This window comes from Nocardiopsis coralli, from assembly GCF_014892575.1.
In the GTDB taxonomy this organism is placed as follows: Bacteria; Actinomycetota; Actinomycetes; order Streptosporangiales; family Streptosporangiaceae; genus Nocardiopsis; species Nocardiopsis coralli.
Map to the genome: position 1 here is coordinate 21,572 of NZ_JADBGI010000028.1, position 17,614 is coordinate 39,185.

12 protein-coding genes and 1 tRNA gene are annotated in these 17,614 nt (G+C 70.9%); 7 read left to right on the forward strand and 6 right to left on the reverse strand.

The features are described 5' to 3' along the window. Nucleotides 1–2: 2 nt before the first annotated feature. Entirely contained in the window at nt 3–521 is a 519-nt protein-coding gene (locus IDM40_RS23980) for a GNAT family N-acetyltransferase (protein ID WP_193124328.1), read from the forward strand. Between the two features lie 9 nt (nt 522–530). On the opposite strand, the gene IDM40_RS23985 is transcribed toward IDM40_RS23980, so the two are convergent. Both IDM40_RS23985 and IDM40_RS23990 read right to left on the reverse strand, forming a co-directional pair. Beyond that, nucleotides 531–1,859, reverse strand: coding sequence for an outer membrane protein assembly factor BamB family protein (locus IDM40_RS23985; protein ID WP_193124329.1), 1,329 nt, complete (start codon nt 1,857–1,859; stop codon nt 531–533). A gap of 199 nt (nt 1,860–2,058) precedes the next feature. Next, nucleotides 2,059–3,000: a PfkB family carbohydrate kinase gene (locus IDM40_RS23990; RefSeq protein ID WP_193124330.1), complete on the reverse strand. Its 942-nt coding sequence runs from the start codon at nt 2,998–3,000 to the stop codon at nt 2,059–2,061. Between the two features lie 175 nt (nt 3,001–3,175). Here IDM40_RS23990 and IDM40_RS23995 point away from each other — a divergent pair, with 175 nt between their 5' ends. Together IDM40_RS23995 and IDM40_RS24000 are read left to right on the forward strand one after the other, a co-directional pair. After that, entirely contained in the window at nt 3,176–3,970 is a 795-nt protein-coding gene (locus tag IDM40_RS23995; RefSeq protein ID WP_193124331.1) for a VOC family protein, read from the forward strand. Nucleotides 3,971–4,101: 131 nt separating this feature from the next. Then, a complete protein-coding gene (locus IDM40_RS24000) occupies nt 4,102–5,172 on the forward strand; it encodes an ArsO family NAD(P)H-dependent flavin-containing monooxygenase (RefSeq protein ID WP_328807113.1) in 1,071 nt (356 codons plus the stop codon). A gap of 85 nt (nt 5,173–5,257) precedes the next feature. On the opposite strand, the gene IDM40_RS24005 is transcribed toward IDM40_RS24000, so the two are convergent. Beyond that, nucleotides 5,258–5,344: transfer RNA gene (locus tag IDM40_RS24005), tRNA-Ser, on the reverse strand. Between the two features lie 384 nt (nt 5,345–5,728). Between IDM40_RS24005 and IDM40_RS24010 the strand changes: the two genes are divergently transcribed. Next, nucleotides 5,729–11,236, forward strand: coding sequence for a COG1361 S-layer family protein (locus IDM40_RS24010; protein WP_193124333.1), 5,508 nt, complete (start codon nt 5,729–5,731; stop codon nt 11,234–11,236). An 83-nt stretch (nt 11,237–11,319) separates the two neighbouring features. Here IDM40_RS24010 and IDM40_RS24015 read toward each other — a convergent pair whose 3' ends face one another. Further along, nucleotides 11,320–11,847 carry a SigE family RNA polymerase sigma factor gene (locus IDM40_RS24015; RefSeq protein WP_193124334.1) on the reverse strand — a complete coding sequence of 176 codons (528 nt, stop codon included), beginning with the start codon at nt 11,845–11,847 and terminating at the stop codon, nt 11,320–11,322. Nucleotides 11,848–12,088: 241 nt separating this feature from the next. Between IDM40_RS24015 and IDM40_RS24020 the strand changes: the two genes are divergently transcribed. Further along, nucleotides 12,089–13,060 carry a hypothetical protein gene (locus IDM40_RS24020; protein ID WP_193124335.1) on the forward strand — a complete coding sequence of 324 codons (972 nt, stop codon included), beginning with the start codon at nt 12,089–12,091 and terminating at the stop codon, nt 13,058–13,060. Further along, nucleotides 13,057–14,055, forward strand: a complete 999-nt coding sequence (locus IDM40_RS24025) for a MauE/DoxX family redox-associated membrane protein (protein ID WP_193124336.1) — start codon at nt 13,057–13,059, stop codon at nt 14,053–14,055. Before IDM40_RS24020 ends, IDM40_RS24025 begins: the two co-directional genes overlap by 4 nt. Before the next feature lie 22 nt (nt 14,056–14,077). On the opposite strand, the gene IDM40_RS24030 is transcribed toward IDM40_RS24025, so the two are convergent. Continuing rightward, nucleotides 14,078–14,836 carry a hypothetical protein gene (locus IDM40_RS24030; protein ID WP_193124337.1) on the reverse strand — a complete coding sequence of 253 codons (759 nt, stop codon included), beginning with the start codon at nt 14,834–14,836 and terminating at the stop codon, nt 14,078–14,080. Between the two features lie 104 nt (nt 14,837–14,940). Here IDM40_RS24030 and hisC point away from each other — a divergent pair, with 104 nt between their 5' ends. Continuing rightward, on the forward strand, nt 14,941–16,020 hold the full coding sequence (gene hisC, locus IDM40_RS24035; RefSeq protein ID WP_193124338.1) for a histidinol-phosphate transaminase: 1,080 nt from the start codon (nt 14,941–14,943) through the stop codon (nt 16,018–16,020). An 88-nt stretch (nt 16,021–16,108) separates the two neighbouring features. Here the strand turns inward: hisC and IDM40_RS24040 are convergent, their stop codons facing one another. Further along, on the reverse strand, nt 16,109–17,374 hold the full coding sequence (locus tag IDM40_RS24040) for a transcriptional regulator (protein WP_193124339.1): 1,266 nt from the start codon (nt 17,372–17,374) through the stop codon (nt 16,109–16,111). Nucleotides 17,375–17,614 lie beyond the last annotated feature (240 nt).

Genomic DNA, 17,614 nt, shown 5'->3' on the forward strand with positions numbered 1-17,614 from the left:
CCGTGGGTGAGAGACAGAGCCGCCTGATCAGCGAACGCCTGGTCCTCGAGCCCTTGTCGGAGGCCCATGCCGACGCGGTGGTCGACCTGTTCGCCGATCCGGCCATGAGCCGCCTGTTGGGGGCCGACCTCTCGGACCCGGACCTCGCGCGCACGATGGTCGAGAACCGGCTGGCCTACGACGGCCCGCCGGAACTCGGGCACTGGGCCGTCCTGCTCGACCACGAGCTGGTCGGCCTCGCGCACCTTCGCCCCTCGGCCGAACTCCCGGGGGAACTGCCGGAGATCGGCTGGTACCTGGCCGCCCGCCACGGTGGAAGGGGGTTGGCGACCGAGGCGGCCCGCGTCCTGCTCCGGCACGGACTCGACGACCTGGCCCTGCACTCGGTGTGGGCGCTGGTCCACGTCGACAACGCCCCGAGCCTCCGCCTGGCCCAGCGCCTCGGGTTCCTGCCCGTGGGCGAGGGCCACCACTACAACGGCCCCCACCGCGTCCACGTCGCGCTTCCGGGACCCCGGTGAAGGAGTGCGTCACAGAGCGACGACGGTCGAAGGGTCCTCCTCCCAGTTCGTGGGCTCGATGAAGTACACACGTCCGTCCTGCCACCACACCTGGTCGGCCTCGGGGCGCTCGATGTCCTTCATCTGCCGCGTAAGGGGCTCGGCCTCCCCCGTCCGTGCGTCCAGCACGTAGAACTGCCATTCGCGGGGACCGGTCAGGAACCTGCACTTGTCGTCGGAGGGTCCTCCGCCCCGGATCACCAAGAGCTGTCCGTCCTGCACGGCGACGGCCGCATGGTCGTCACCGTCCCACGAGGTCTCCCAGAGCTCCCGCCCGTCGGACAGGTCGTGCGTGTGGACGGAGCCCCCGCAGGCGGTCCCCGCCCTCATGTGCACCCGGTCCTCGCCGAACAGCAACGGCGGCCCGTCATGGATGTGGTCGCCCACATTGCCCCAGGTGTCCGCCCTCGACCAGGTCAGGCCCCCGCTCTCGTCGAAGACCAGGACCTGCTCCCAGTGGGGGTCGTCGAACCCGTCATCGGTGAGATCGGGGTCGTGGTCGCGTTCGGGCCCGCGCCTGTGTCCGAGGTCCAGGTGGACCATCACGGGATCCGCGTTCAGCAGTGTGGTCGAGGCCAGATCGCGGTCGATCTCGACGGGTCCGCGGTCGAAGGCGAAGGACGAGGTCTCCTCCCCGTCACCGGCATCGACCGTGTGCACCGAGATCTGATCGCCGGCCCCGCAGTCCGCCGCCACCATCGTGTGTGTGCCGTCCTTGCCGAGGAGGTCGGTGGCGGGGCACGGGGTTCCGTCGACGGTGAACCCCTCGTGCGACCACGAACGCGAACCGCCGGAGAGGTCGAAGCCCTGCAGCTCACCGTCGACCCGCACCACGACCCCGCTCTCGTGCACGCTCACGTCGAGCTCCTCGAGGTAGCGCTCCTCGGGGTCCCCGTCCTCCAACAGCGGACCACTGCGCCAGAGTTCGGACCCCTCGTCGAGGTCGACCGCGAGCACGTCGTCGCACGAACGCTCCGGGTCCTCCTCGGTCCGGCGCGGATCGGGGTCCACGTGTTCTCCGTCCAGGAGCACCACCCCGACCCCGTCGGAGGGTTCCTCGGCCATGCCGCACACCCGGGTGTCGGGTTCCAGAGTCCAGAGTTCCTCGCCGTCGTCGGTCGCGACCGCCGTGAGCCCGCCCTCGGAGATCTGCACGATCCGGTCATCGGACCACCACCCGCCGACGTCCTCGCCCGGAAGCCCTTCCGCTGTCCATTCAGGGGATTGCGACACCTCGGGGAAGGGCACGATCCGGCCGCTCTGGACCATGGCGAGGACGCTCAGGACCAGCGCGCCCACCACCGGGAGGGCAAGGCAACCGAGACTGCGGTAACGCCGCCGTGGGGAGCTCACGTCCGGGGATCCCGCCGGGCCGGGGCTCCGTCCGGGGTCCGGCTCAGGGTTCGGGGCGGTGTTGGGGAAGGTCATGCTGCTCCCGGGGAACGGGTTCGGTACTGGTCCGTGCGACGCACCCCCGCCCGCCCCGGGTTCGCAACCGTCACACGCCGGTGATGCGGTTCTCCTCGGCGAACGCGGCCAGCTCGGCGCGGGTCGGCGCGGTCGCCGGGCCGCGCAGGGTCACCGCCCGCGCCGCCGCGGCGTTCGCGCGTCGGGCCGCCCCTTCCAGGTCCAGCCCCTCGGCGAGCGCGGCCAGCAGCGCTCCCACGTGGGAGTCCCCGGCCCCGTTCGTGTCCACGGCCGCCACCGGGACCCCCGGGACCCGCACCGGCTCCCGGTCGGCGACGGCCACCACACAACCGTCCACGCCGTCGCGCACCACCGCGGCCCCGCCCGGCCGCACCCGGGACGCAAGGTCCGCGGCCGCCCGCTCCGGCCCCGCGCCCCCGGTGAGCGCCGCCGCCTCGGTCGCGTTGGGGCTGAACACGTCCACGCGCTCCATCACCTTCGCCAGCAGCTCCGGATCGATCGCGCCGACCACCGGGGCGGGGTCCAGCGCCACCCGCACCTGCGGGTCCAGCCCGACGATCCACGCCGCCAGGTCCTCCGCGCGCGGTCCCGGGAGCAGCGAGTACCCGACCGCGTAGACCGTGTCACCGGGTCCGGGATCGAGGGAACGCAGCGCCGTGGCGGGCAGCTCGCTCTCCGCACCCAGGCTGGTGACGAAGGTGCGTTCGGCACCGGAGTCCACGAGCGCCACGCAGAACCCGGTGTCGGAACCCGGGAGTGGGTCGTGCACGGCCTCCACACCTTCCGCCCGCAGCGCCGCCCGGGCCAGCTCCCCGTTGGGCCCGGTGCCGTGCGCCCCTCCGTAGACCACGGGCATCCCGGCGCGGGCGGCCGCGGCCATCACGTTGAACCCGCCCCCGGGCAGCGCGACGGCACTGTCGGCGAGGGTGTCCCCGCCGGGCTCGGGAAGACGGTCGACGGTCATGACCAGGTCGATGATGACCGGACTCACATGGATCAGGCGGCCGTTCACGCACGCCCTCCTCTCGTTCGGGACACCCCCAGCATCCCGCTCTCGAGCCGCCCCCGCCACGCGCAGGCAATGGTCGGCAAGACCGAGTTGTGCGAGTTTTTGCCGTGGGGAACCCCTGAACGGTGGTGCTCCGGGTCAGACTCGTTCCAGGGCGCAAGCAGCGAGAGGGGATGGCATGATCACGACCGATTTCAGGCCGGGGACGCCCTGCTGGCTGGAGCTGAACACACCCGACGTGGCGGCCACGGCCGACTTCTACCACCGGGTGTTCGGGTGGACCCTGCACGAGATCGGGTTCGATGCCGGGGGGTATCAGTTCCTGCGCCGGGGGGACAGCGCCGCAGCGGCGATCGGCCCCCTGGAGCACGAGGAACAGCGCCCCGCGTGGACCCTCATCTTCGCCGTCGGCGACATCGAGGACGCCATCGACGAGACCGAGAACCGTGGCGGTTCGGTCTACGTGGAGCCCTTCGCGGTGCCTCCGGTGGGCCGTATGGCGATCCTCATGGATTCCCTGGGCGGGGTGTTCGGCGTCTGGCAGAGCCAGGAGTTCGGCGGGTTCGAGGTGGTCAACGAGCCGGACAGCTTCGGCTGGGCCGAGCTGTGGACACCCGATGCCGCGGCCTCCAGGTCCTTCTACAGCGGGGTCTTCGGCTGGCAGTACGAGATCCTCGACCAGGGTGAGAACGGCGAGTACGCGGTGGCCCGCAACACCGGTGCCCCGCTCGAGGAGTCGCACGGCGGGATCATGGAACTCGGACGCGAGTACCTGGCCGACACCGAGGGCGCGCCCGACTGGCACCCGGTGTTCATGGTCGCCGACTGCGACGCGAGTGCCCGCCTGGTGCGGGACAGCGGCGGGAAGATCTACATGGGGCCGGTCGACATCCCGCAGGCGGGGAGGATGGCGGTTTGTGCCGACCTGGTCGGCGCCGAGTTCGCCCTGCTCACGCCTTCGCCGGCCGGCTGACCCTCTCCCTGCGCGCCCCTCCGCCCCGATCTCCTGGGGGCGGAGGGGTTTTGCGTGCGCGGGGCCCGGCGCGGGGGCCGGTCATGGGGTTGGGATACTGGGCGTCGCTCCAGCGACCCCGGGAGGACACCGTGGACACGGCCGTGCGCACCGTCGACGTCGCCGTCATCGGCGGCGGCCCGGCAGGCCTGGCGGTCGGGTACTACCTCCGGAAGGCGGAGGCGGACTGCGTCATCCTCGACGGGCAAGGCGCCCCGGGCGGGTTCTGGAACGGTTCCTGGAACGAGTACTGGGACTCCCTGCGGTTGCTCTCCTCGGCCGAGCACAGCTCCCTCCCGGGATGGCCGATGCCGGAGGAGCCGGGGCAGGAACGCCCGTCGGCACAGCACGTCGCCGACTACCTGGCCGAGTACGAGCGCCGCCACGACCTGCCCGTGCACCGTCCGGTGACCGTGAGCGAGGTGCGCCGTGCCGGCGGGGCGCTCGAGGTGGTCGGCTCCACGGGGACGTGGAGGGCCCGGCACGTGGTCAGCGCGACCGGGACCTGGCGGCGTCCCCACACCCCCGACCACCCCGGCCGGGAGCTCTTCGAGGGCAGGCAACTGCACACCGTGGACTACCGCCGTCCGGAGGAGTTCGCCGGCCGGCACGTGGTGGTCGTGGGCAGCGGCAACTCCGCGGCGCAGCTCCTGGCCGAGCTCTCGGAGGTCGCGCACACCACGTGGGTCACCCGGCGCCCTCCGCGGTTCATGACCGGCGACGTGTACGGCCGTGTGCTGTGTGACACGGCCACCCGGCGCGCCCAGGGCGGGACGACACACGGGAGCGCCGGTTCCCTGGACGACATCGTCATGGTTCCGAGCGTGCGCCGGGCGCGGGACCGGGGCGTGCTCGAGGCGCGGCCGATGTTCGAGCGGCTCACCCGGACCGGGATCGCCTGGGCGGACGGCACCGAGCAGTCGGCCGACGCGGTCCTGTGGTGCACGGGGTTCCGCCCGGCACTGGACCACCTGGCCCCGCTGGAGCCGTTCGACGCCGACGGCCGGATCCCCGTCGACGGGAACCGCTGCCTCCGCGAGCCGTACCTGCACCTGCTCGGCTACGGCGGTTGGACCGGGGCCGCCTCGGACACGCTGCTCGGCGCGGGGCACACCGCCGAGGCCGCCGTCGACCGGATCGTCGAGGACCTGAGCGCGGGTTGAGGCCTTGTGCCGGGCCGCGGACACGACCGGTGGCAAAAAGAAACCTGGGGTCTCCCGCAGTGCGGGAGACCCCAGGTTCGGAGCGCGGAGGATATGGGATTTGAACCCATGAGGGGGTTGCCCCCCAACCGCATTAGCAGTGCGGCGCCCTAGGCCTCTAGGCGAATCCTCCTGGCTGCGCTCAGCCTACAGGGCGCCGAGGGGGCGCGCAAAACGGTTGCCCTGGTCGGGGCGGTCCTGTGGTGCGGGTCACGAGTCATGGGTTGCCTCCGATGCCCGTCACGCGGCTTTGTGTCCGTTGTGCCCAGAAAGGACTCATGGCCAAGAATGGGAGTTAATTCCACTCTGTGGCCCTTTAAGATCTGTGTTTGAAAATCCTCCATGGAGGTGCAAAGAAAGAACATTTCGGCTGGTCAAAGCGTTTCTTGCTGCGTTGGGTGTCCGAGTATTCCTCTGGGCTGATCCGGCCCTTGTGGTCGGCGATCGAGGGATCGGGGGAAAAGTGCGGCAAGAGAGTCTTCAGCGCTCGAAGAGGGGGCGCCGTCCGCGTGTGTTCATGGGTGGGGCCTTCGCCTGGCTTGCGATGTTTCTACTGCTCATGGGGTTGGCGCCGCCTGGTGCGGGCGCGGAGCCGGAGCGGGTGGCGCAGCAGCAGGCCATCCCCGACGAGGGCGGGAATCGACCCGGTGCGTCCGAAATGTGCAACGGGTACAATTTCATCGCGGCGTCCCGAAACTATGCGACGCCCCCGACGGAGATCTACCGTTCCGACCCCCTCACCGGTGCTCTCCAAAAACTCGGGGCCGAGGGTGATCAGATCGCCGAGGGCGCGAACGGGCTCGCTTTCAGCAACCTCGACGGATTCCTCTATGCCTTCGACATGGAGGGTCCGGAGGGGCAGCGCTTGCTGAAGATCTCTCCGGCCGACGGTTCGGTGGTCGAGCGGTTCGATCTGGACCTCTCGGACGAATCGATCGTCGACGCGACCGCCACACTCGACGGGACCGCGCTCATCACCCTCTCCAACGGTGGCCAGTACTGGCGCGTGGTCAACATCGACCCCGGAGCCGGCCCGGTCGGCGAGATCCTGGAGGAGTACGAGCGTCCCGAGGTCGGCGTGGTCTGGGACATCGGGCTCAACCCCGCGGACGGGCTGGTCTACACGGTCGGTGACGGCCACCTCAGGCAGTGGGACCCCGACAACGGGTTCCAGCTGCTCGACGAGGTCCCCGTGGACAACCCGAACTCCGCGCGCGGTGTCACCTTCGACGAGGTCGGCCACATGTTCGTGTGGAGCGACGGCCAGCCGAAACAGACGTACATGTTCGACCTCACCGAGGGGGACCTCGACACCCCGCCGGTGGCGCTGGCGCAGCAGGGATCGATCGAAATCGGCACCAACTACGCCCGTGAGGTCGATGCCGCGGGCTGCCTCATGTACGGGTCCTTCGGCGACGCACCCGACGAGAACCACGGCACGCTCCTGGCGTCCGACGGCGCGCAACACACCGGTGGCGGGGCCGTCCCCGACCCGGACGCCCCGCGGGACCTGGCCCTGGGCGATCGCATCAACTACACCGAGGACGCCGTGTACAACGACGGCCTCCCCCTCAACGGCCACAACAACCCCGGGCACGACGCGATCGACGCCATGCCGAACATCGCCCGTACCGCCGACTCCTACGAGGTGGACCTCAGGGTCACCAACAACACGGGGGAGGCGGCCACCCTGGCCGGGTGGATCGACTTCAACGGGAACGGCACGTTCGACGAGGACGAACGCACCTACGTCACCGTCCCACCGGGCGCCGGGTCGGCGACCCTGAGATGGGAAGACATCGGAACCGTGGCCGAGGGCGAGCTCTTCGCACGCTTCCGCCTGTACCCGGGCGACGTGGACCCCGGGGACCTGAGTCCCACGGGCACGGTCGTCGGCGGTGAGGTCGAGGACTGGGTGGTCCGCGGCGGAGCCGACCCCGAGACGTGGGTGCACAAGAGCGCCGACACCGACGAGGCCGTGGTCGACCAGCGGGTCGCGTACACGGTCGCCGTCACCAACGGCAGCTCCGGCCCCCAGACCCCGGACGTCAGCGACGACATCTCGGGTGTGCTCGACGACGCGGACCTCGACGAGGGGAGCCTGCGGGCCGAGATCGACGGCAGGGAAGTGAGCCCTCCGCGGTTCGACCCCGGATCAGCCACGTTGATCTGGTCGGGGAGCGGTGACGAGAGACTGGAACCCGGCCAGACCCTGACCATCACCTACGAGGTCACCGTGCGGGGCGAGCCGTACGACGCCCGGGACTTCGAGATGCTCAACACGGTCACCGTGCCTGGTACCAACTGCCCGTCCGGAGCGGTCGACCCCGCGTGCACGGCCCGTGTCGACATCCAGCAGGCCGACGTCGACGTGCGCAAGGCCGTCACCGGTTCACCGGCCGAGGTCGTCGCGGGTGAGCCGTTCTCCTGGACCACCGAGGTGACCAACCTGGGTGCCGACACGGCCGTGAACACCGTCGTGACCGACACCGTGCCCGACGGCGTGGACATCGAGGACGCCTACTACGAGACCCCGGGCGGTGCCAGGTACTGGTGTGACATCTCGGGTCAGGACGTCACCTGCGACCTCGGGGACATGCCGGCGGGAGACGTGTACACCCTCACCATCGAGGCGAGGGTCGCGCCGGACTCCACGGGCGAGATCCCCGAGAACACCGTCCGCGCTACGACCGACTCCGTCGACCTGGACCCGGAGAACGACGAGGACACCTCCGACCCGGTGCCGATCACCCAGAACGCTGACATGTGGGTGGAGAAACACGTGGTGTCGGGGGTCGTGCACCCCGGTGACCAGGTCGAGTGGGAAGCCACCGTCCGCAACGACGGGCCCTCCACCGCGACCGGCGTCGTACTCACCGACACCGTTCCGGACGGAGCCGAGAACGTCTCCGTGGCCGACGACGGCGGGATGAACTGCGAGGTGTCCGGCCAGGAGGTGCGGTGCGAGGCCGACCGGCTCGAACCGGGGGAGTCCCTCACCGTGCGGATCATCGCCGATGTGGTTTCCGGTACGGCCGGCATCGACGGGAACCCGGTTCAGGTCGAGAGCGAGACCCCGGACGGCAACCCTGACAACAACGAGGACACCAGCGAACCGATCGTGGTGGACCCCGCGGCCGACGTGTCCGTGACCAAGCAGGCCATGGACGACACACCTGTCGCCGGCGGACCGGTCTCCTGGACGCTCGACATCGCCAACGACGGGCCTTCCGCGGCCGAGAACGTCGTGGTCACCGACCCCGTCCCGGACGGTGTGACCGACGTGGCCACCGACGACCCCCGGTGCAGTGTCTCGGGCGGCACGGTCACCTGTCACCTCGGCACGATGGCCGAGGGCGAGAGCGTGCAGATCACACTGTCCGGAACCCTGTCGCCGGACGCACAGGAGCTGCCGGGCAACGAGGTCTCGGCCGGCTCCGACACCCATGACCCTGACGAGGAGAACAACACCGACGGGACCGACCCGGTCCCGGCCGACACCAGCGCCGACGTCTCCACCACCAAGCGGGCGGTCAACGAGTCCGTCGACGCCGGAGACGAGGTCAGCTGGGAGGTCGTCGTCGACAACGCCGGCCCGTCCGTGGCCCGGGACGTCACTCTCGAGGACACCGTCCACGACTCGGTGACGGGTCTGTCCGCGGAGACCACCGCCGGTTCCTGCGACGTCTCCGGTCAGGAGGTCTCCTGCAGCCTGGGCGACCTCGGGGTCGGTGAGCCGGTCACGGTCACCATCACCGGGACCCTGGACGGCGAGGCCACCGAACTGCCGGAGAACACCGCCAGGGCGGACAGCGGGACCGACGACCCGGATCCTGACAACAACGAGAGCACCTCGCCGCCGATCGAGGTCGGCACGTCCGCCGACGTCGAGGTCACCAAGGAGCTGCTGACCGACCGGGTCGTTCCGGGTGAGCAGGTCCAGTGGCAGGTCGTGGTCGGCAACAACGGCCCGTCCACGGCGATGGGGGTCGAGGTAGCCGACACCCTGCCCGCCGGCCTCACCGGCACCACCGCCGAGATCGAGGGCGGCACGGGCGACGAGTGCCTGGTCAGCGGGGAACGGGTCGAGTGCGCGCTCGGCAACCTGGCCTCCGGCGCGACCGTGACCATCACACTCACCGGAACCCTGTCGCCCGAGGCCCGTGTGCTCGGCGAGAACACCGTCGAGGCCGGTTCGTCGACCCCGGACCCGGAACCCGACAACAACACCGACACCACGGAGGAGACCGAGGTCCATCCGACGACCGACCTGGCCGTCACCAAGGAAGGGCCGGCCACCGCCACACCGGGCGGTCAGGTCCAGTGGAACGTCGTGGTCAGCAACAACGGACCGTCCGACGCCACCGGCGTGACGCTCATCGACACCGTCCCCGACGGGGTCACAGGCGTCAGTGCCACCTTCGGTGAGGAGACCGCCGAGTGCGCGGTCTCGGGCCAGGAGGTCACCTGCGACATCGGTGAGCTCGCTGCGGGCACGGGGACCCCGGTGACCATCACCGGAACCCTGGCCCCGGACGCGACCGTCCTGCCGGCCAATACGGCCGACGTTGTCGGTGACGACGAGGACCCGGACGAGGACAACAACACCGACACCTCCGAGGAGGTCCCGGCCGAGCTGTCCGCCGACCTGGCCGTCGACAAGACCCTGACCACCGACCCGGTCCAGGCCGGCGAGGAGGTCGCCTGGGAGGTCACGGTCACCAACAACGGACCGTCCGACGCGGCCGGCACGGTCGTGAACGACGTCGTCCCGGACGGGGTCACGGGGGTCAGCGCGTCGTTCGGCGACCCCGCGGAGGAATGCACGGTCGGCACCCGGCACGTGCAGTGTGACCTGGGCACCCTGGCCGGCGGGGAGACGGTCACCATCACACTGACCGGCACTCTGGACGCGCAGGCCACCGAACTCGGTTCGAACGTCGCCCGGGTGGGCTCCGAGGTCCCCGACCCGAACCCGGACGACAACGAGGTCACCACCGACCCGGTGGCCCTTGACCCCGTCGCCGATCTGTCGGTGCAGAAGGACCTGCTGACAGACCCGGTCGTGGCCGGTCAGGATGTGAGCTGGCAGGTCACCGTGGCCAACGCGGGCCCGTCGGAGGCCACCGGCGTGACCGTCACCGACACCCTGCCCGAGGAGGTCTCCGGGGCCTTGGTCACGTCCTCGTTGGGCGACTGCGAGGTGGACGGACGCGAGGTCACCTGCACGGTCGACACGATCCCGGCCGGGGGCTCGGTCGCGGTGTGGATCACTGCGCTGGTCGACCCGGACGCGACCGGGATCGGTGCCAACACCGCTCGGGTGGAGTCCGAGGTCACGGACCCGAACCCGGACGACAACGAGGTCACCACCGACCCCGAACCGGCCGTACCGGTGGCCGACGTCGGTGTCATCAAGGCGGTGACCACCGACCCGGTCGTGGCCGGTGAGGAGGCCTCCTTCAGGGTCCTGGTCACCAACTACGGCGTGTCCACGGCACGGGGTGTGAGCCTGGGCGACGCCGTGCCATCGGGCCTGAGCGACATCGAGGTCTCCGACCACGACGGCTGGGACTGTTCGGTCAGCGGCAACGACGTCTCCTGCACGGCCGACACGCTGGAGGTCATGGGCACGCTCGGGGTCACGATCACCGGCCGCCTGGCCGGCGACGCGACGGAGCTGCCGGCGAACACGGCACTCGTCTCCACCGAGTCCGAGGACCCGCACCCGGAGAACGACCGGAACACCACCGACCCGGTCCCGGTCGGGCCGGACCCGTCGCCGAGCCCGACGCCCACGCCCACGCCCACGCCGACTCCGACACCGTCGCCCACCGGACCCACGGGGAGCCCCGAGCCGGGGCCGGACGAGCCGACCGCGCCGCACGCCGACGGCGATCTGCCACGCACCGGCATGCTGCTCGTGCCGTTGGTCGGGGTCGGTGCGGTCCTCGTGGCCGCGGGTACCGCCCTGTACCTCGGGGTGGGACGCCGCCGCAGCAGCAGGGGGACGTCGATGGACTGATCCGCGGGTGATCGCGTGAGAGAAGGGGAGGGGCCCGGACCGGGTCCCTCCCCTCCTGTGTGCGGCGGCCCCGCGAGGGACGCTCAGACGGTCGTGCGCTCGATGATGAGGTCGGCGTCGTGGCGCAGTTTCTCGGTGGCGCGGGAGAGTGTGCTCTTGACCGTCCCGAGCGTGACACCGAGGCGTTCGGCGATCTGGGCCTCGGTGAGGTCGTCGTAGTAGCGCAGCACCACGGTGGCGCGCTGCCGGTCGGGGAGGCGTTCGACGGCGCGTGCCACGACGTCCGCGAGGTCGCTGCGCCAGGTGGGGTCGTCCACACGCTGCTCGGGGATCTCGTCGGTGGGGTAGACGTCGAGCCGGCTCCGGCGCCACTCGGAGATCTGGGTGTTGACCATCGCCCGCCGCACGTAGCCGTCCAGGGCACGGGGGTTGGTGATGCGGTCCCAGGAGAGGAAGGTCTTGACCAACGCCGCCTGCAGCAGATCCTCGGCGTCGGCATGGCTGTTGGTGAGGTTTCGGGCCATGCGCAGAAGTGCGGGTCCGCGCTCCGCGACGTATCCGCTGAAGTCGTCGAACCTGGGGCTCTGGGCGGTACCCGCCACGGCGCTCACCGACCCTCTCCGTGACGTGATGTTCCTTCTGTCCCGTTTCCTCCCCTCACTGTCACACAGCGTGAGCAAACGCTCGGGTATGTGGACTCCATGTGATCGCAAACGGCCGTCCGTGCAGGCCACGCCGTCGGCACGGCATCGACACGAACCGGTGCGTACCGGCGTGTAACCGGAGCTCGGAGGGCCACGTCGGCAGAATGGGCACTGAGGACGAGTCGGGTTACAGGGGGGCGCAAGCGACATGTCAGTGACGACCGAGAGCGGAGCGGACCGGGCGCGGTTCACGGCCGCGGTGCTCGGGCCCGACACGGCACCCGTGCCCACGCCGCTCGGGACCCGTGTGGCACGCGGTGTGGTGGTCGGCGTGACCTCCTACATGCTGTGCCTGGCCACCGAACGCGGCGAGGAACGGTTCCTGTTCGAACGCATCACCACGTTCTGGCGGGGCGGCGAGGTCGGGCCCGAGGACCTGAGGGTGGGCGACGACGCCGTGGTGCGCTGTTCCCACGACGGGCGCCTGGTGGCCGAGCGGGTCTGGGCACAGATCGCCCGGGCCGCCGGCGTGATCGTGTCCCGTCAGGGGGAGGCGGTCGAGATCGACCCCGGGCACGGGAAACCGCGCAGGAACGTGGTCCTGCCCTACCGCACCTCCGGACGCATCTCCGTCCGGCACCCGCGGCTGGAACCCGGCTACGTGTTCGACGCCGTCGGGGTATGGCGCGACGGCGAAATCTGGGCGGCCCGGCCCGCCACCACCCAGCCGCCGTATCCGCTGCGCTCCACACCGCGCCGACCTCCGGTGCGCACCCACACGGACACACTCAACGGCATCGCGACCTGGTACGACCCGTCGTGGGGCCGTGCCACGCACCTCGACCCGCGGGCCCTGGCCACCGGCGCGGCCTACCCCGTGCTGGACCGGGACAGCCACGCCGCGGGCTGCGACGCACGCACGTCGTGTGTGCCGCTGCCCCAGTTGTCGGTGGGTGCACGCATGACTCTGCGCAACGACTGCACCCGTGAGGCGGGTGTGCTGGAGGTGCTCGGCTGCGCCGCGGCCGACAGCTGGCTGTGCGACCTGTGCCCCACGTGCGGCGGCCAGGGCGCCGGGCGCGTCGCCTCCCTCACTCTGGCTTCCTTCGTCGCCCTCGGCGGGCGTCCGGAGGAAGGGTGCTTCAACGCCACCGTGACCGTAGCGAGCGGGGAGGGATGAGCATGCCCGCCGAGCTGATCCAGATCATCGAGGCCGCCAGGGAGGTCCAGCTGCCGCTCCTGGCGGTGCTGCTGTTCCTCGGGGCCGCCGCCAAACTCGTGCCGGGGAGCGCCGGGGGCGGACTCGGCGTCCTGGTGCCCCAGAGGCTCAGGACCCCGGCCACCGCCGCCGTCGGCCTGCTGGAAGCGGCGCTCGCGGTGGGCCTCGTCGTGTACAGCGGTGTGCTGGGTGAGACGGCCCGGGCCCTGACCGTGGCCATGTTCGCCGCGTCGGTGGCGGTGCTCCTGCTCGTGCGCCGCCGTGACCCGGAGGCCGGGTGCGGGTGTTTCGGAGGGCTCAGCCGTGAGCCCGTCGGGTGGCGCACCCTCACCCGGGCGGGCCTGCTCGCCGCGGCCGCAGCGGCCACGTTCGGCCTGGCCCCCACCGGGTGGGAGGTGGCCGCCTCGTTCACCTGGACCCACGCCGCCGTCCTGGGCGTGGAATTCCTCGTGCTCGCCGCGCTCAGCCCCGAGCTGCGCGCCCTGGCCGCCCGGTACCTGCGCAGGGAACCGTGCGAGCTGCGCCGCCACCCGGTCCGCCGGGCGCGGCGCCGCCTGTTCCGGAGCCAGGTGTGGCGCACCAACCGGCACGTGCTGCTGAACGAGGGTCCGGAGGATCAGTGGCGGCACGGCTGCTGGAGGTTCATGCGCTACGACGGCATGCGGTACGGGCGCAGGGTCGACGTCGTCTTCGCGGTCCGCTCGGGCGGAAAGCGACGCACCGCCGTGCGCGCCGCCGTCGTCGACCGTGAGAGCCAGGACGTGGTGGCCACCTACGGGGCCGTCTCGACCCGGCCGCTGCCCGGCCCGCCCCGCAAGCTCCCGGCCCCGCGCCGTGCAGCACGGGAGGAGTCCGTGCTCCGCGACGACGCCAAGGCCGAGCGCACGCTGCACGAGGCCGTGGAGAACCGGTCCGGCGAGCCCTGGAAGGACCTGGACACGGGCCGGCCGGTCTGAACACGGGGGAGGGCGCACCCCGCTAGAGGGTCTGGTTCTGCCGCTCGACGGCGGCCTCGGTGAAGCCGACCAGCATCTCCTCGTAATCGGCGAGGTCGCCCTCCCCCATCACGGTGGTCGTGCCCAGCACGTCGCCGTTGCGGTACAGCAGGCTGAGCATGGTGCTCGCCTGGCCCTCGGACTCGACCTCGATGGTGTGGGCGCGCGACTCGTCCCCCAGGTCCTGCACGTCGAGGTCGCCGATGTTGTAGTCGGAGCTCGTGCCGTCCTCGTACGTGGCGGTGTACTGCCCGCACTCCGCCGGGGGCTCCTCCGCGAGCGCGTCCGAGGCCTCCTCCGGGCCCATCTGGACCAGCATGCTGGAGACGGCGCCCTCCTCCCACTCGTAGTTGGCCACGGACGTCGGGGCCTCCTGGACCGTGTCGAGACCGGACCAGCGGTTGGTGGCGTCGACGCACTCGGGTTTGTCGAGTTCGGTGGCGTCGCGGATCTCCGCGCTGTACTGGACGGTGCTCAGTTCGGAGTAGGTCCCGGCCTCACCCCCGTCGGCCACCTGGGTGACGTCCTGGAACTGCAGGAGCTGGGCCTCGTGCAGCTCCTCGGCCGAACCCTGTTCCTCGGCACCCCCGCCGCCGCACGCGGCCAGTCCCAGGGCCAGGGCCGCGGCGGCCGTCGCGTGTACACCCCGCGGCCGGTGGGCGGATGACCGGATGTCTGGACGGTGTCCCTTGTGACCAGTGTCGACCTGGTGGGAGTGTGGGGGACGATGACCTGAACGCATGGTGTTATCTCCTCGTTTGTGCAATATTGCCGCTGGGAGCGGTGACCGACCCCAGTCGCTCAGCGTGATTCGGGGTTAGCACAAAGTATTGAGGAAGGACGAAGGTGTCGGAGTCGAAACCGCCATATCTGCGGTCCGTACTGGAGAGCATCCCGGCCTACAAGCCCGGGAAGAAGGTCGTCGGCCCCGACGGGCGCTCGATCAAACTGTCCTCCAACGAGAGCCCCTACGGCCCGCTCCCGTCGGTGCGCGAGGCCATCACGCGCGCCACCGCCGAGCTCAACCGGTACCCCGACCCCGGGGCGGCCGAGCTCACCGCCGCCCTGGCCGACCGCCTTGACGTGCCCGAGGAACACCTCGCGCTCGGTGCCGGATCGGTCGGCCTGCTGCAGCAGCTCCTCGAGGCCGTCGGCGAACCCGGCGCCGAGCTCGTCTACGCGTGGCGCTCCTTCGAGGCCTACCCGCTGCTCGCCGAGCTCTCGGGCGTGACCTCCGTGCGGGTGCCGCTGCGCGACGAGACCCACGACCTCGACGCCATGGCCGAGGCGATCACCGACCGGACCCGCATGGTCCTGCTCTGCAACCCGAACAACCCCACCGGCACCACCGTGGGCGCGGACGAACTCGCGGCCTTCCTCGACCGCGTGCCCGACCACGTGCTCGTCGTCCTGGACGAGGCCTACCGCGAGTACGTGCGCGACGCCTCCGTGCCCGACGGGCTCGACCTCTACCGCGACCGGCCCAACGTGGCGGTCCTGCGCACTTTCTCCAAGGCCTACGGCCTGGCCGCGGTCCGCCTGGGCTTCCTCGTCGCGCACCCGCAGGTCGCCGCAGCCGTCGGCAAGACCCTGGTGCCGTTCGCGGTCAACCACCTCGCCCAGGCCGCCGGCGTGGCCTCCCTCGCCGCCGAGGACGAACTCCTGGAGCGGGTCGCCGCCACCGTCAAGGAGCGCACGCGCGTGCGCGACGCCCTCCTCGACGCCGGATGGACCGTGCCCCCGACCGAGGCCAACTTCGTCTGGCTGCGCCTGGGGGACGACACCCTCGACTTCGCCGCCGCGTGCGCCGAGGCCGGTGTCTCCGTGCGCCCCTTCGACGGCGAGGGTGCCCGGGTCAGCATCGGCACGCCCGAGGAGAACGACGTCCTGCTGTCCGTGGCCACCCAGTACCCGAAGCGGCGCTGAGACCCGGCACGCAGAGACGCCCGAACATGACGGAGGGGGTGCCCCCGCTTGGGAGGCACCCCCTCCGTGTGTGTCCGGGAGCGGCCGGCTACTTGCCCGCCGCGTCCTTGTCGAGCTTCTCGACGATGAGCCGGTACAGCTGGCGCGGACGCCCCGGCTGCAACGTGCGGTTGGGCGGCAGGGGCCAGGCCAGGCCCTCCTCCACCAGGGTGCGCAGCAGGCGCCGTGCGGTGCGAGAGGTGACCCCGAGCATCCGCCCGGCGTTCTCGGCGTCCACGACGAGCGGACCGTCCTCCTCGGAGATCTTCTCCGACAACCGCATCAGGGTCTCGCGGCCCTTGGTGCGCAGCGGCTCGGAGGACTGCCGTGCGGGCGCGCGCTGGGCCGGGACCAGGGAACGACCCTCGCGGTCCACCGCGAAGCTCTGACGCGACGCCTGAGCGCGGTTCAGGGCGGCCCGCGCGTGGGTCTCGGCGTCCTGGGTGGTACGGCCCATGCCGATACCGACCTCGATCGCGATACCCAACTCGGCCTTGATGCGTTCGACGAACGGCGGCTGGCGGAAACCCTCGGTCGCCGTCACCAACGACCCGCGGGTCGCCGTGATCATGAACGAGTGGTCGTCCAGCCGGTGGGCGGTCGCGTTGATGCGGTGCGCCTCCTGCAGCAGCAGGCGGTGCAGTGACAGGCGCAGCTCCTCGCGCCAGTAACGCGGGGTCGAACGCCGGGAGGAGTCGCGCAGTGTGGGCACGTCGACCACGACCACCCCGAGCTGGGCCTCCTCAAGGCGGTGGTGCGCCCCCAACAGGCCGGCGGTCTGCAGGGCGCTGCGCACACCGGCGTTGGTCGGACGCAGGCGGATCACCGGGACACCGATGGCCTCAAGGCGCTCGGCGACCCCGCGCACGCACGTGATCGCCATCTTCGTGGCCTTGCGGCGCCACAGCCCCTCGTGGAACGAGGTCAGCTGCGCGGTGTTGGTGAGCTCCTCGTGCACGTGGATGCCGTCGACGGGCAGGTCGACCTCGGAGTAGGCCTCGACCACGTCCGCGCGCCCGAGCACGTCGAGGCTGGCTCTGGTGGGGTCGAAGCGGTCGTCCAGGGTCGCTCGGAGCAGGGCCTCGTGCAGGCTCGCACCGCCGAGCGGCACGAAGGTCGCCGGCATCGTCAGGACGCCGGCCTTCCGTGCGAACTCGTACGGCACCGGGCTGGCGAACAGGTACGCGTCGATCGCCGAACCCAGCCTGACGACCTTGTCCGTCGCCTCTTGCTCATCTCGGTACGCGGCGGCGATGAGTCTGGCGTTGAGGGGCCCAGTGGACCCCGGACCCATGAGCATGACGCGCTCGACCACCTCATGGGGTCCTATGACGCCGATCGTCAAATCGCCAGTACGCTGGGCACTCACCTCGGGCTGCTCCCCGCTACCATTCCACGCTCTTCACTATGTGCGCCCACTGGTTTTCCCGACCCGATCTCTGTCACGGCATGATTGCCGAGATCGTACCCATTGTGCGGGGCCCAGGAAGATCGTTTTCCACAACAACGCCGAAAGCCCGGGTGGGAGGGGACCTCCCACCCCGGCTTGATCTGC

Excerpts from the sequence above, each read along its gene's own strand:
- IDM40_RS23995 (WP_193124331.1), top strand. The coding sequence starts at position 3,176 with ATGATCACGACCGATTTCAGGCCGGGGACGCCCTGCTGGCTGGAGCTG.
- IDM40_RS24010 (WP_193124333.1), top strand. The coding sequence starts at position 5,729 with ATGGGTGGGGCCTTCGCCTGGCTTGCGATGTTTCTACTGCTCATGGGG.
- IDM40_RS24020 (WP_193124335.1), top strand. The coding sequence starts at position 12,089 with ATGTCAGTGACGACCGAGAGCGGAGCGGACCGGGCGCGGTTCACGGCC.
- IDM40_RS24025 (WP_193124336.1), top strand. The coding sequence starts at position 13,057 with ATGAGCATGCCCGCCGAGCTGATCCAGATCATCGAGGCCGCCAGGGAG.
- IDM40_RS24030 (WP_193124337.1), bottom strand. The coding sequence starts at position 14,836 with ATGCGTTCAGGTCATCGTCCCCCACACTCCCACCAGGTCGACACTGGT.